The sequence below is a fragment of the Enterobacter sp. BNK-14 genome (assembly GCF_047456095.1).
GTDB lineage: Bacteria > Pseudomonadota > Gammaproteobacteria > Enterobacterales > Enterobacteriaceae > Enterobacter > Enterobacter kobei.
The window spans coordinates 1,709,162-1,723,856 of the sequence record NZ_CP179897.1 but is presented as its reverse complement, the minus strand read 5'-3'; the positions used below and the strand labels follow the sequence as shown (position 1 = coordinate 1,723,856).

The window sequence follows — 14,695 nt, the reverse complement described above, 5'->3', positions numbered from 1 at the left end:
TAAAATAAGTGCAGCTTTATTATTAATCCCCGGGCGCTGTGCGCCCGGGTTAGTACTACAGCTGTTATGTGGTAATGATGTGTTGCTGGTTAACGAGCTCGTCGTAGGTGGTTTGAACGCCATCAAGCGTCACGAGCGTGGTATTAGTGTAGGTGCTCCCTGCACCGTCACGGTCGATGGAGATCACGGTATTACCATTACTATTAGTGACATGGAGGTAGTTCCCGAGCGTGGAGGCGCTACCGTTCCAGCCCACCAGCAGGTCGCTAATGTCGATTTTATCCCCCTGCGCCAGCGAGAAGCCGGTCCAGTGGTCGCCCGCGGTGCTGCTGACGTTCCCCCCCGTGGCATTCCCTACCGTATTGTTCAGCACCTGGTAAATCAGCGTGTCGCCGTAGGCGGTGCCGGTAATGACGTCGTTGTGTTCAGAGCTGATGAACTGCGGCGCCATGTTGATGGTCAGCGAGGCGCTGTCCGTCTTCCCGGTGGCATCGGTCAGGGTGTAGTTGAAAGTCTCCTTCGAGGTCATGGATGAGAGCGATACCCCGCTGTTGAGGGTATAGGTGTAATGTCCGTCAGCGGCAATCGCCAGGGTGCCGTAATGGCCGGTGATATTGACGGTGGCGCTGCCGGTGTACGGATCCAGCGTGGTGGTCACGCCGTTGTAGCCGGTAATACTGACGCGTGTATCCACCGAGTGGAGCTGATCCAGCACGCCGCCCGAGTCGGTGCCGTCAAAGATATTGCCGTTGACGGTGTGAGTACCCGTGGCGTCAAAATCAGTCAGCGAGTAAGTGGTGCCGTTGACGCTTGGGGTAATGGTAATGTTCCCGACGCTCAGCCCCGGTACGCTACCGGTATAGCTCAGCGTGTAGGTCCCGGCGTTGAGATCCAGCCCGGTCAGCGGAACGTCAATACTGCCGTTCAGTAACGAAATGCCGCCGAAGGAGCCGCTGCGGATCACGCCCGAGCCGTCGCTGATTGTCCAGTTCACCGTCAGTCCGCCCAGCGACAGCAGCGAGGCCACGTTAAAGTGCAGCGAGGCGTTATGCAGCGCGGTGTTTGGATCCACCACAAAAGTTCCGCTGCCGCTACCCTGGGTTGACGAGAGCAAGGCCGTCGTCCAGCTTGCCGTACCCACGGTGGTATCGGAGTACGCTGACGTATGGTGTACTGACGTTACATCCATCACGGCGCTAACATCGTTCACCGCATTCATCGGCTGGGCGGTTGGAGTGATGTTGAGCGATGCCGTGTCTTTCGTGCCGTTTGGCGCGGTGACGGTATAGACGAAGGTATCCGGCGTGCTGATATGGTCCACACCGACACCACTCCTCAGGGTATAGGTGTACTGACCGGATGAATTAATGGTCAGCGTGCCGTATTCCCCCTGAATGGTGGTGGTGCCAGTGCCGTTGACCGCCACGCCGTTCACTTCGGTAACCAGCGTGCCTGCTGGAACCGGGTCATTCGCCAGCACGTCGCCCGTGGTCGTCTCGCTGATACTCGATACGCTGTAGACATGATCCTGCAGAACGCTCAGCGTGTAGGCCGTCAGGGCGGTGATCCCGGACGCGGTATTCAGCAGGAACAGGTACTCCCCGGCAGGCAATTGCAGCGTCAGCTGAGGTGACGTGCCGCCCAGCAGCGGGGCACGCAGCCAGCCCGACTCGACGCGTACCTGCTCGAAAGTCTGGGTGGCGTTGTTAAATTTATAGACGTACAAATCAAACACCGACGCCAGCGCCACGCCGCCAACGGAGGCCTGGATGGTCATGGTGCGGGTGGTGCCTTCCTCCACGTTATAGATAATGGGGTTGGTCATATCGTCCAGCAGGTTAAGCCCGAGCGTGTTGCCGAGATTGATACCCACCAGGGTAAAGCCGCCCTGAGACGAGGTGCCGTTATTGATTTCGTGCACGCTGGTGTCGAAGGTCAGGGCGTTGGTATCGTCCACGGCGACAATGCCGTTGCTGACGGTTCCCGTTCCGAGCGACACCACCAGCTGTGCCGAGGCGCTGACGCCGTTATGGGTGATGGTGTAGGTGAAGCTCTCTGTCCGGCCAATGACTGCCGCGCTGGTGTCGGTCAGGGTGTAGGAGTAGCTGCCGTCGCGGTTAATGGTCAGCGTACCGTATTGTCCTGGGACCACCGTCCCGTCGGCATTGATGTTGGTGGTAACACCTTGCGCATTCGTAACGGCGGAGATCGTGGTTCCGGCCGGGGCGTTGTCGCTGCCAGCGGTCGGGTCTGTATCCAGAATCACGTTCCCGTTGAGGCTGGTATCGCCCGTGACCGTGCCCGGACCGGTCTCTTTCACCGCCACGTCGAGGCTGGTGTAGGAGCCGGTCGCCAGCAGGTTGGTGTTATAGCTGAGCACACGGTAGTTGCCGTCAGCCAGCCCGGTCAGGTTCAGCGATACGCCGGTGGCACCGAGGGTCAGCAGGTCAGCAAACTGCGGCTGTCCGGTATCCACCACGGTGGTCCAGGCGCCGTTGACGTAGTGCTGCACCACCAGCTCAAGGGTGTTAAGCAGAGAGAGCACAGCCCCCGTGGCGTTGGCGTTCACCACGATATCCGCGCTCCCGCCGTTGCCCACCGTGAAGTTCACCTGCGCGGTGTCGTTCCCGAGCAGCGTCAGGACGTTGCCCACGGCGCCGACCAGCAGGAAGCCGTAGTCGCTGTACTGGCTGTTGGTGACGGTGGCCGTGGTACTGAGATCCAACTCTTCGACGTTATTGCTGGCGGAGAGCGGCACCACCGGCGCGAGCGCCGAGCCGGGCAGCGAGGTGTTGCCCGCCGCGTCGGTGGCGGTGATCTGCAGCGTCTGGCCTTCGGTCTGTTTATTCGTAAAGGTATAGCTGTAGGTGCCGTTACTGCCCGCAATGGCGGTTACCGTTGAGCCGTCCGCAAGGCGGATACTGACGGTGCTGCCGGCTTCCGCATTCCCGGTCAGCACGCTACCGTCGGCGTTGAAGGTCCCGGTAGGGGCCGTTGGGGCGGTCACGTCGACGATAACGGTTGTCGAGAGCGAGATCGGGCTGGTGCCGGCTGAGTTGGTTGCCGTGGCAGTAAAGGCGTGCGATCCCTCGCTTAATGCCGGGGTCGTAAAACTCCAGTTACCGCTGGCATCCGCCACTACCGTACCCATCGACACGCCATTGTTATACAGCGTGACGGTGGCGTTCGGCTGTGCGGTGCCGCTCAGGGTTGGCGTGGTGTCATCGGTGGTTTTACCGTTGGTCAGCCCTCCGGTAACGCTACCGACGTTATCGTCAATGTTGGCGATAACCGGCGCGTTTGGAATGTTGGTTGATGGCGCAACCACCGAGGCGCTGACGCCAGCGTTACCTGCCTTATCGGTCGCGTAGACCAGCAGCGCTTCACCGTTGGTCTGCGCCGTGGTGAGGGTAGCGCTAAAGTTGCCGTTACCGTCCGCCGTCGCGGTACCGAGCACCGTTCCGGTACCGCTGGTGATGGTGACGGTGCTGCCCGCTTCAGCGGTACCGGTGACCTGGGTTCCGTTAGCGATCACCTGCAGGCTGGTCGGTGCGCCCGGTGCCGTCAGGTCAACCAGGATTGTGGTCACGGTCGATGGCGTGCTGGTATTGCCCGCGGCATCGGTGGCGGTGGCGGTGAAGCTGTGCGAACCTTCCGTCAGCGTGGTGGTGGTTTGCGCCAGCGTCCAGTTGCCGTTGGCATCGGCGGTGACCGTGCCAACCAGCGTGCTACCGTCGTAGATACGCACCGTCGCATTGGCTTCGGCGGTACCGCTCAACGCTGGTCGGGTGTCGTTGGTCGGGTTATTGCCCGTCACCGGCCCGGTAACGCTGCCCACGTCGTCTACAATCGCGCTGATTACCGGTGCGGCTGGCGCGGTGGCATCCACGTTGATCACATACCCGGTGGTGGGTGCGCTGGCGTTGCCCGCCGCATCGGTGGCGGTAAACGTCAGGCTGTGTTGACCATCGCTGAGCGCTGGGGATGGAGTAAAGCTCCAGTTACCGCCGGTGGCGACAACGCTGCCAATCTGCACGCCGTTATCGAAGATTTTCACCGTCGCGCCCGTTTCCGCCGTCCCGGTGAGGGTTGGCTGCGCGTCGTTGGTCAATCCGCCATTGGCGACAGGCGTGGCGGCATTCCCGACGTCATCCACAATGCTGCTCAGCACCGGCTGCGCAGGCGGCGTGGTGTCGATGGTCAGGTTGAAGGTCGCTGACGGCGCGCTGGTGTTACCTGCCGCATCCGTCGCCTGAGCCGTAAAGCTATGTAGACCGGTTGCCAGCGAGGTGGTCAGCAGAATGCTCCAGTTTCCGCTGGCATCCGCGGTACCGGTGCCCACCAGCGTCGTTCCTTCATAAATGTTCACCGTGGCAAACGGCTCGCTGGTACCAACGAGACGCGGAAGGGTGTCGTCGGTGCTTTGTCCAGAGCTGACAGGGCCGATGATCGTGCCCACGTCATCAACCGCCTGGCTGATAACCGGCGCGTTAGGCGCAGTGGTATCCACCACCAGCGTAAAGTCAGGCGATGCGGGGCTGACGTTGCCCGCCGCATCGGTGGCCGTGACGGACCAGGTGTGGCTACCATTCGCCAGCGCTGTGGACGGGGTAAAGCTCCACGCGCCGCTGCCGTCAGTCTGGGCGGTGCCGACCTGCTGCCCGTCCTGATAGACAGTGATGGTCGCGTTGGCCGCGGCTGTGCCGCTAAGGGTTGGGGTGGTGTCGTCCGTACTCTGCCCGGAGGAGAGCGGTGTCTGAACGCTGCCCACGTTATCGCTCGCGGTCAAAATGGACGGCGCTGTCGGTGCGGAGGTATCCACCGTCAGGTTAATCGGTGCCGACGTGCTGCCGGTATTGCCTGCAGTATCGGTGGCGTTGAAGGTGATGGCATGTGGCCCTTCCGTGAGCGCGGTACCCGGGGTGAAGGTCCAGTTCCCTTGAGCGTTGACGACCGCGGTACCAATCTCGCTGCCATCAACAATGATGTGCACCGTGGAACCGACTTCGCCCGTGCCGTTGAAGGTGGGTTTTGTGTCGTTGGTGCTGTTGCCGCTGGTGAGCGTCCCGGTGACCGGACCGACATCGTCAATCACGCTGGTGACCACCGGCGCGGAAGGACCTGCGGTATCAACCGTGAAGACGAAGACCGGCGAGTTGGCTGAGACGTTACCGGCGGCATCGCTGGCGTTGATGCGAATGTTATAGCTGCCATCTCCCAGCGCCGGATTAGGGGTAAAGCTCCAGTTGCCGTTACTGTCTACCGGTGCGGTACCGATTTCCACGCCATTGTTCAGGATGTGGATGGTACTGCCGACAGCGCCTGTCCCGCTGAGCGTTGGCGTGGTGTCATTGGTGACCTGGCCGGTGGTGAGATTACCGACAATCCCGCCCGCCACGTTGTCGCTGACGGTTTCCAGCACGGGGACCGTTGGCGCCGTCAGGTCAACCACCACGCTCCAGGCGTTTGACGACAGGCTGACGTTACCCTGCGGGTCAGTGGCCTTGACGGTGAAGCTGTGTGGCCCTTCGACGAGGGCGGTCTCAGGCGTAAAGCTCCACGCGCCGGTACCGTCCGCCGTGACGATGCCAAGCTGCGTATTGCCATCAAAGATCGTCACCACGCTGTTCGCTTCCGCCGTACCGGAGAGGGTAGGCGTTGCGTCGTTGGTAGTATTGCCGCTGACCACGGTCGTGGCGGTGTTGCCGACATCATCGGTGACGTTAACAATCTCCGGGGTGGTGGAGCTGGTGTCAACCACGATGGTGAAGCCTGCCGATGGTACACTCTGGTTGCCCGCCGGATCGGTTTCACGGATGGTCAGGACGTTATTGCCCTCCGCCAGCGCGGACGGCGTGAAGCTCCAGTTACCCGTCTGGCCGACCACGGTGGTGCCCAGCAGGGTGCCGTTGCTGTAAATGGAGATAGTATCGCCCGCCGTGCCGCTACCGGTCAGGGTTGGGCGGTTGTCATTGGTGGTCTGCCCGTCCGTGAGTGGACCGGTGCCCGGGCCGACATCATCAATAACTGCGCCAATAGCAGGCGCATCAGGGGCGGTGAGATCAACAGTGACGGTCGCCACCGGCGAACGTCCGCTGGTTTCGCCATTCAGCGTGGCGGTGACCTCAAAGGTGTGCGCTCCTTCACCCAGCGGCAGAGCTGGCGTATAGCTCCAGTTGCCGTTTGCATCGGCGGTCACGGTTGGCAGCAGAACCTGCACGCCATCCTGATAGACAGTGATTATGCTGCCTGGCTCTGCCGTCCCGACAAGGGTCGGCGTCGTGTCGTTTGTGGTTTTGTCTTTCACATCGCCCGTGACCGGGGTCGTATCGTCGTTGATGACCGTAATGACGGGCACGTCCGGGAGGTTCGGCTGCGTACCGGTGACGGTATAGGAGGCTTCAGGGCTGAGATTCCCTGCGGCATCCGTGGCGGTGATGGTCAGCGCCGCGCCGTCCTGCTGGGCCGGGCTGAGCGCCACGGAGAAGTTGCCGCCGGAGACCACCCCGGTACCGATCATGTTACCGCTGGCGTCTTTGACGATAATGGTGGCGCCCTCTTCGCCGGTACCGGTCAGCGGCGTCCCCTGTGCGGCCACGCTGATATTGTCCGGCGCTGCCGGAAGCACGGTATCCACCGTGACGGCAAGCGGCGCAGAGTCTCCGGAAGCGTTACCTGCCGGGTCGACCGACGAGACGGTGAAGCTGTGTGGGCCTTCCGCCAGCGTGGTGTCGGCGGTCCAGCTCCAGGTCCCATCCGACTGGACGGTGACCTGTACTGTGGATGGCGTACCGTCCACGCTGACAATCACGGTGGAACCCGGCTCGCCGGTGCCGTTGAGGGTTGGCGTACCGTCGCGGGTGTAGAGCGTCCCGTTGGTGAGCTGGCTGTCTTCAACGCTGTTAATCAGCGGGATCTCAGGATCAGTGGTATCGACGGTGACGGTATAGACCGGGCTGAGTGTGCTGAGGTTACCCGCTGCGTCAACTGCCGCAACGGTGATGTTCAGCGGGCCATCCGTCTGTGTGGGCAGGGTCAAAGACCATTCGCCGTTAACCACAACCACGCTTCCAAGCTCGACTCCGTTGTTGTAGACGATCACCGTTTCACCCGTCACACCGGTTCCGCCGACGGTTGGTGTGGTATCTGTAGTAAAACCGCCATTCGGCTCACCGGCGACGGCGCTAATCACCGGGGTATCCGGTGCGATGGTATCGACGGTGATGGTGATCCCCGTAGAAGGGTCAGAGACGTTACCCGCCTCGTCGGTGGCGGTAGCGGTAAATTCGTGGCTGCCCTCGTCAATGGCGCTTTCAGGACGCCAGCTCCAGTTGCCGTTGCCGTCTACCGTGACATTACCCACGGCGGTTGGCGTGCCGCCATCAACGCTGTCGTAAATGGTAATCACGTCATTCGGCGTGCCGGTCCCACTCAGTACCGGACGCGGATCGTTGATGGTTTCGCCATCGGCAACCGGGCCGGTTATCTGGCTGACGCTGTCGGTAATGACCGGGACCGCGGGCGCAGCCGGCGCGTCGGTGTCGATGGTGATAGTCACCGGCTGGGACGGGGCGCTTTCGTTGCCCGCGCCGTCCTTGTTGGTGACGGTCAGGGTAATGTCATAGGTGCCGTTGGGCAGGTCGGTGGATGGCGTCCAGCTCCAGTTGCCGTCGCCGTCCACCACGGCGTCACCGATTTTGTCGGTGCCGTTGTAAATCGTCACCGTATCGCCCGGATTACCGGTACCGCTCAGCGTCGGCGTGGTATCACGGGTGGTTTCCCCCGGGTTCAGCGACGTGGGTGCTGAGCCATCCGGGTTTACGGTGATGGCTGGCGTGTCCGGTGTGGCCGGTGCGACGGTATCAATCACCAGCTCGAACGGATCCGAAATCGAGGTATTCCCGGCGGCATCTGTGGCATGGATCGTCAGCGAATGCGGGCCGTCGGTGAGCGGCGTGGTAGGGGTAAAGCTCCAGCCGCCGCTGCCGTCGAGCGTTGCGGTACCGAGCAGCGTGGTGCCGTCATACACGGTGATGACCGTGCCATCCGGGGCGCTCCCCTGAAGTAACGGCTGGGTGTCATCCGTGGTATCGCCGCTGCTGAGCGGGCCTTTAACGTCTCCGGCGTCGTCGATGACGGTTGCCAGCGTCGCGACCGGCGGTGGGGTGGTATCAACGGTAAAGGTAAATCCACCGGATACCGGGCTGGTGTTACCGGCGACGTCGGTGGCGATCGCGGTCAGGGTATGCGTGCCGTCGCCAACCGGCGTGGTGGGCGTAAAGGTCCACGCGCCGCTGCTACCGACCACCGCGGTGCCAATATCGACGCCATCCAGACGGATGGTGATCGTTGAGCCGGGTTCACCGGTACCGTTGAGCGTCGGCGTTGCGTCATTGGTGGTGTCGTTGACACCCACCGGGCCGGTGCCCCCAGGGACATTATCGACAAGCTGGGTGATGGCGGGCGCATCAGGCGCCGTTCCGTCAATGGTAATGGTCCAGGCGTTTGAAACGTTACCGTTGCTTGATGTCGCCGTCAGTACATGGGCACCTTCGGCCAGCGGGGTGGATGGCGTAAAGGTCCACTGGCCAGATGATGGAACAACAACCGTGCCGAGGACGTCGCCGCCGCTATGGATGGTGATGGTCGAGCCTGGCTCCGCCGTGCCGTTCAGGGTAGGGGTGCGGTCATTGGTAATCCCATTCTGGCTGATGGGGCCTGTGACGCCGGGTTGATCATCCACCACAGAGAGGATATCGGGTGTTGTGTCCGGTGCGGTGAGGGACGCAGCCGGACTCTGGTTGCCCGCCGCGTCAGTGGCTACCACCGAAAGCTGCTCGCCGTTTGTTTGTGCAGGCGAAAGGGTCGCAACAAAGTTACCGTTGCCGTCAGTGGTGGCGCGGCCAATCACGTCGCCGTTGCTGTTGGTGATGACGATTTTGCTGCCTGGCTCGGCGGTGCCGGTAACCTGGGTTCCCACCGGGTTAATGGCAATAACGGGCAGCGCCGGTGGCGTGGTATCCACGGTAAAGTTCACCGGCTGCGATTCTGCGCTCTGGTTGCCCGCCGCATCGGTTTGTTTAATGGTGATTGAGTGCGGGCCTTCCGCGAGCGGGTTGTCTGGCCTGAGACTCCAGGTGCCGTTTGGCAGCACGGTGGTTTGCCCAATTAGCACACCATTGTCATAGACCTGGATTGTGCCGCCAGGCTCTCCCCGTCCCGCCAGCAGTGGTTCAGAGGAGTCGGTGAACTGGCCAGCGGTAATTGCGCCTTTAATGGCCCCGGTCTCATCGCTCAGTACAATCGCCGTGGGCGTTGCCGGAGGGGTGAGATCCACGGTGAGGGTGAATACCGGAGAGGCGGGTCCGGTGTTGCCAGCGGCATCGGTTGCCCGAATGGTGAACTGGTGGGTGCTTTCACCAAGATTGACCGATGGCGTGAAGGTCCACGTGCCGTTGCTGCCGGTGACCGCCGTGCCAATAGCGACAGAGCCGTCATAGATGGTTACGGTGGAGCCTGGTTCGGCGGTACCCGAGAGCTGAGGACGCGGATCGTTAGTGCTGCCTCCGCTGCTTACTGTTCCTTTGCCGGGATCAATATCGTCCGTTGCGCTGCTAATGGTGGGCGCGCCGGGCGCAACCGTATCGACAACAAAACTGACGGCAGTGGATGCCGGGCTGGTATTGCCTGCCGCATCGGTCGCGGTTGTGGTAATGGTGTGGCTGCCGTTGGCGAGATCGGTGGTGGGGGTAAAGCTCCAGCTACCTTTAGCATCCACCGTAGTGGTGCCAATCTGCTTGCCGTTATCGTAGAGAGTGATGGTGCTGCCTGGCTCGCCGATACCGCTGAAGGTCGGGCGGGCATCATCGGTGCGCTGGCCGTTTTCCAGCGGGCCCGCTTTGTCGCCGGCATCGTCATTTACCAGCAGGATGTCCGGGGCATCCGGCGCGGTGGTGTCCGGAGCGGTTACGGTCGTGCCCGGGCTGGTATTCCCGGAGGAATCCGTCGCGGTGGCGGTAATTTGTTCGCCGTTAGTCAGCGGCGTCCCCAGGTCGATGGTGAATTTACCGTCGCTGCCGGTTTTACCGGTGCCGATGACGTTGCCGTCGGCGTCTTTCAGCGTGATGGTACTGCCCGGTTCGGCGGTACCGGAGACGGTTTTACCATCCGGCGAGAACTGAAGGCCGGATGGCGCATTCGGAGGAGTGGTATCCGGATCGGAAGGGTTTGTCGGCGTGCCGGGGTTGCTGCCGTTGTCATCATCGTCACCCCCCCCGCCACCACCACCGGAGCTTGCCGCCGCCGCGATGCCACCGGCGGCAACAATACCACCCAGCGCCCATGGCCAGATGGCCGCGCCACCGGTATCACTTCCGGATGCCGCAAGCAGCACGTCTGTCGACGCGATAGATTCATACGTGGCGGCCCCGGCAGGATCTTCTATCCACCATAACGCACCGTCGCTGTCCTGGAGTACCAGCTGGCTTACGCCCTGCGCGTCCGTGACGTAGAAATTTTTAAGGGTTATTACTTCCCCTGAGTGCAGTGTCACCACCAGATCGTTACCACTTCGCGCGAAATGGGAGACATCAGCTCGCTCTACATGAAGCTCAACGATAGAGGAATGGCTCAGCGTAACCTGTGTGCCTTCCGTCGTAGTTTCCACGCCAGTAAGTTTTGATATAACAGAGATTTGGCTCATTTCGTTATGACTCCAGCAGAGTTACCGTGAACGGCGAGCAAGACGAGCCATCTCTGTAGAAGGTAAAGGGCGCCCCCGGCGGAGTGACTGTTAATTAAACAGTCCTCACCGTCTTTTTTAGAGCGAACGATGCCCGCCAGAATTCAGAGTGGCAACATCAGAGCGAATCTAATTACATATGAAAGAAATACGTTTTATTTGTGTTTTGCGTCTTTTAAAACCCTGTAATTAATAGAGGAATTCGTTTTGAGGAGATAAAAATGATATAGCCAGAAAACTCTGAATGTGCAAATTAAGCTTGCGTAAATAAAGGGGTAAACAATGAAGAGGGCATTAATGTATTGATGGTGTTTATTGATGTGTTTTTCTATCGTTATGTTTTTAATGTCTTTTTATTTTCCGTGTGTTGTGACTTAGTCATCTTGAAGATGCAGTGTAATTATTGGTGGGAGATGTTTTAAATATAATTTAAATTGTGATTATTTAATCGTGCTTAATGTGTGTTTAAGTTAGGGTAACGTTTTTGATATAAGATATATTATATCACCGGTGTAATAAAATATATTCTTGTAGGGGGTTAAAACTCTGCTAGCGGTTGCAGGATAATAATAATGGGAAGATAGATATAAAATAACCTGATTTATTTTCAATGTGATTACGTCGCAGGCATGATTTTCAGGACGGTAAAAAATCGCGGAAGAATGAATAAAAACCGCCGGTCGGGCGTTTACTGACGTCACTCCCTTCTAACCCAGGAGCTTTATATGAACACGACCTCGTTTCGCCTGATCCCGGTGCTGATTTTTTCCCTGCTGTCTCCGCTGGCGCTGGCAATGGGCGATAATAGTACCGAGAGCAAAACGCCCGACTGTCCTTCCGGACAGGTGTATGACAGCGCCACCCAGAAATGCGTGCCGGACAAGAGCAGCAGCCTCAGCGATCAGGACAAAACCAACTATGCGTACCATCTCGCGAAGAAAGGGGAGTACCAGGCGGCGCTGAATCTGCTTGATTCACTGAAAAATAGCAATACGGCTGAAGCGTGGAACTATCGCGGGTTCGCCACGCGCAAACTTGGCCGTACGGACGAAGGCATTGGTTACTACCAGCGCGCGCTGGCTATCGCACCGGATTATGCCAAAGCCCGGGAGTATCTCGGTGAAGCGTGGATGGTAAAAGGACGACCCGATCTCGCGAAAGAACAACTGAAGGTGATTGCCGGTATTTGTGGCCAGTCCTGCGAGGAGTATCGCGACCTGCAGGCCGCCATCAACGGACATCCGGAATCCTGATTTTCTCGTGGAGGGAAAACTCATCGCAACCAGTGAGGTTCGTCAACAGTTAGCCGCACACCTGTCGCGTCTCTGGCGCTATGGACTGGTGTTGTCACGCAACAGGGATATCGCCGAAGAGCTGGTTCAGTCCACCTGCGTGCGTGCGCTTGAAAAAAGCAGCCAGTATACGCCGGGCACACGCATCGACAGGTGGCTGTTCGCGATCCTGCACTCAATCTGGATCTCTGAACTTCGGGCGCGATACGTGCGTCAGGGGCAGGGATTTGTGGCCAGCGACGAACTCCTCGCGCCGGATACCCGCGAACAGGATGAGACGCGCCTGCATTATCTGAAGGTGATGCAGCGCGTTAACGCCTTGCCCGAAGCCCAGCGTAACGCGGTATTTTTGGTTTATGTCGAAGGCTTTACCTACCAGGAGGCGGCGGACACGCTGGCAGTGCCGATCGGTACCGTGATGAGCCGGCTGGCCACGGCACGGGCTCGGCTTGCCAGGTCCGCCGACGCACTGCCTCCGGTAAAGGAGAAACGTTCTTGAACGCGCACCGTTTTGCACCGCCCTATAACGACGACGCTATCGTGGCATGGATAGATGGCGAGATGTGCCGCGCCGACGCACAGCAATTTGAAGAGCATTTAAACAGTGACGAACGCCTCTCCGAGCGAACCGCCGAACTGATGAAAAGCAGCCAGGATTACGCCGGGGCGTTTGCCTCCCTGCTGGATGATGCGCCTCTTGAGACGATGCAGGCGCGTCTGACGGCGCTTCCTGACCCACGGCCCTCCACGCCGGTTGGCGTCAGCAGGCGGGCGCTGATTGCCGCGTCGGTCAGCTTTTTGATGGTCGGCTCCGGGCTGGGCTACCTGTTGCGGCCCGCTTCCGCGCCAGCGGATGAGAACGCCCATATTCGCGACCTCGAAGCGCAATATATGTCCCTGTACAGCGTCGAGACGCTGCTGGATATGGACAGCGCAGCGCCGGTCCTGCAGCGCGGGCTCGAACGGGCGGCGCAGGATATCGGCATGAAGCTAACTATGTCGCAGCTTATTCTGCGAGGGGCTGAGCTTAAAATGGTGCGCATGCTGCGCTATGAAACGACCTCTATCGCGCAGATTGCCTGGCTCAACGCCGACTACGGCCCAATGGCGTTCTGTATCTCGCCTGTCGATGAGAAGGCGACGGCCTCGCTCCGCCAGGAGCAGCGGCACAGCATGAACCTGGCGTGGTGGCAGGATGCGGGCTATCAGTTTGTCCTGATTGGCCGCAATCCGCCGTCTCACCTGCGGGCAAACGCGGAGCAGCTACAGCGCCTCATCTCAGGATGACGGCACATCGTTCGTCTTGATTGCAATGGCAATGGCTATACGATCGTCCACGACCAGCGCAAACTTATCCATTCCATAGGTTGCGCGCGAGATCGCCGTGGTGGCATCAAGCCGGGGGGACTGTGCATGCGGGTCTTTCAACACGGCCTCCAGGATCACCGGCCGGGCAATGTTTCGTACGATCAGCGTGCCGAATACCCTGAACCGCCCGGCGCTCTGAGCGACCACGCGTGAGCTAATGAACTCGATGGTCGGGTAGCGCTCGGATTCAAAAAACATGTCGCTTTTCAGCTGCCAGGTGAGCAATTTGTTAGAAGCCACCAGAGTTGATACGGGAATGGTGACGTGAATATGGTCGTCGACGTCGTTATCCGGGTTGAGCGTCACGGCACCCGTCACGCCGCTGAACGTCGCCCAGGAGAGAATGCCGCCGAAGGCATGCCACGATAGCCGAATAGCGGTGTTATCGCTGTCGATAAGATAGCTTTTTGGGGCGGCGTACAGGGACGGGCATAACAGCAGGGCGGTCAGAATGGCTAAAAGGCGATACATAGTGGTTTCTCCGATAAACGCGCACTGCGTAAACGCCTGAGGGGCTAATTGTATTCGAAGAAATAAAAAAGGCCGCAAGCGCGGCCTTTTTTTGAGCGTAAAGATTACTCAGTGACTTTCTTTTCCAGCTCGCTGGCACCTTCTTTGGTTTTGTTCCAGCCTTTCTCAGCGCCTTCTTTGGTGGCATCCCACCCTTTCTCGGTGCCTTCTTTGGTTTTATGCCAGGCTTTCTGGGAATCTTCGCTGACCTTGCTGCCCAGGCTCTCGCTTTTACCTTCCGCAGCATGCTGCTGTTTCAGCTTCAGCTCTTCACCTTTGTTCTGCTCTTCGTGCAGTTTTTGCTTCGCCTCATTGGCGTTTGCGTTCGCTGCCGCGACGGTATCATCAGTTGCATGTGTGGTCGCAGCAAATACTGGGGAAGCCAGCAGAACGGCAGATAATGCGATAATTGTTTTTTTCATAATATCCTCATTTAACGTTTTCGGTTATGAGCGTGATTCAGCTTGGCACAGGCGAAGCGGGATGGCTTTAGGAAAAAACTGTAATGAGATCAATGCATCCTGACGCGGGGTATTTTGCCTAAGGATTATCCAAAGGATAAAACGCCTATTTCTGCGAGGGCGGCGAGGGTCAGGAGAATGAAAAGTATGACGGTTATGGGTCTGTACATGGTGGGGTTCCTTCCGGGTGGGGGCGGCTAATCCGTAGCGCTGGGTGGTATTTTTTATTCTGAATCGCGGGAGGGGAGGTGTCGTTGATGTGTGTCAAAGGGAAAGGGGAGCGGGGGGGATGGTACTGAACAGCCCGCAGCGGTTATACCGTG

General features: G+C 59.4%; 6 protein-coding genes. 3 read left to right on the top strand and 3 right to left on the bottom strand.

Going from position 1 to position 14,695, the window contains the following annotated elements:
* Window positions 1–64: 64 nt before the first annotated feature.
* Window positions 65–10,702: a BapA/Bap/LapF family large adhesin gene (locus tag ACMGGM_RS08180; protein ID WP_414149163.1), complete on the bottom strand. Its 10,638-nt coding sequence runs from the start codon at window positions 10,700–10,702 to the stop codon at window positions 65–67.
* 764 nt (window positions 10,703–11,466) lie between these two features.
* Here ACMGGM_RS08180 and ACMGGM_RS08175 point away from each other — a divergent pair.
* From ACMGGM_RS08175 to ACMGGM_RS08165, 3 genes are read left to right on the top strand one after another with little or no spacing between them, the layout of a single operon-like run.
* Window positions 11,467–11,994, top strand: coding sequence for a tetratricopeptide repeat protein (locus tag ACMGGM_RS08175; protein WP_014884932.1), 528 nt, complete (start codon window positions 11,467–11,469; stop codon window positions 11,992–11,994).
* 7 nt (window positions 11,995–12,001) lie between these two features.
* A complete protein-coding gene (locus tag ACMGGM_RS08170; RefSeq protein ID WP_048996643.1) occupies window positions 12,002–12,532 on the top strand; it encodes a sigma-70 family RNA polymerase sigma factor in 531 nt (176 codons plus the stop codon).
* Entirely contained in the window at window positions 12,529–13,320 is a 792-nt protein-coding gene (locus tag ACMGGM_RS08165; protein WP_176260318.1) for an anti-sigma factor family protein, read from the top strand. The genes ACMGGM_RS08170 and ACMGGM_RS08165 overlap by 4 nt, the downstream gene beginning before the upstream one ends.
* On the opposite strand, the gene ACMGGM_RS08160 is transcribed toward ACMGGM_RS08165, so the two are convergent.
* Window positions 13,312–13,872, bottom strand: coding sequence for a YceI family protein (locus ACMGGM_RS08160; RefSeq protein WP_176260319.1), 561 nt, complete (start codon window positions 13,870–13,872; stop codon window positions 13,312–13,314). The genes ACMGGM_RS08165 and ACMGGM_RS08160 overlap by 9 nt on opposite strands.
* Before the next feature lie 104 nt (window positions 13,873–13,976).
* A complete protein-coding gene (locus ACMGGM_RS08155; protein WP_014884928.1) occupies window positions 13,977–14,333 on the bottom strand; it encodes a hypothetical protein in 357 nt (118 codons plus the stop codon).
* Window positions 14,334–14,695 lie beyond the last annotated feature (362 nt).

What these genes read in the sequence shown, in the direction of transcription:
- ACMGGM_RS08160 (WP_176260319.1), bottom strand. Translation starts at nt 13,872, where the DNA reads ATGTATCGCCTTTTAGCCATTCTGACCGCCCTGCTGTTATGCCCGTCC.
- ACMGGM_RS08175 (WP_014884932.1), top strand. Translation starts at nt 11,467, where the DNA reads ATGAACACGACCTCGTTTCGCCTGATCCCGGTGCTGATTTTTTCCCTG.
- ACMGGM_RS08180 (WP_414149163.1), bottom strand. Translation starts at nt 10,702, where the DNA reads ATGAGCCAAATCTCTGTTATATCAAAACTTACTGGCGTGGAAACTACG.
- ACMGGM_RS08155 (WP_014884928.1), bottom strand. Translation starts at nt 14,333, where the DNA reads ATGAAAAAAACAATTATCGCATTATCTGCCGTTCTGCTGGCTTCCCCA.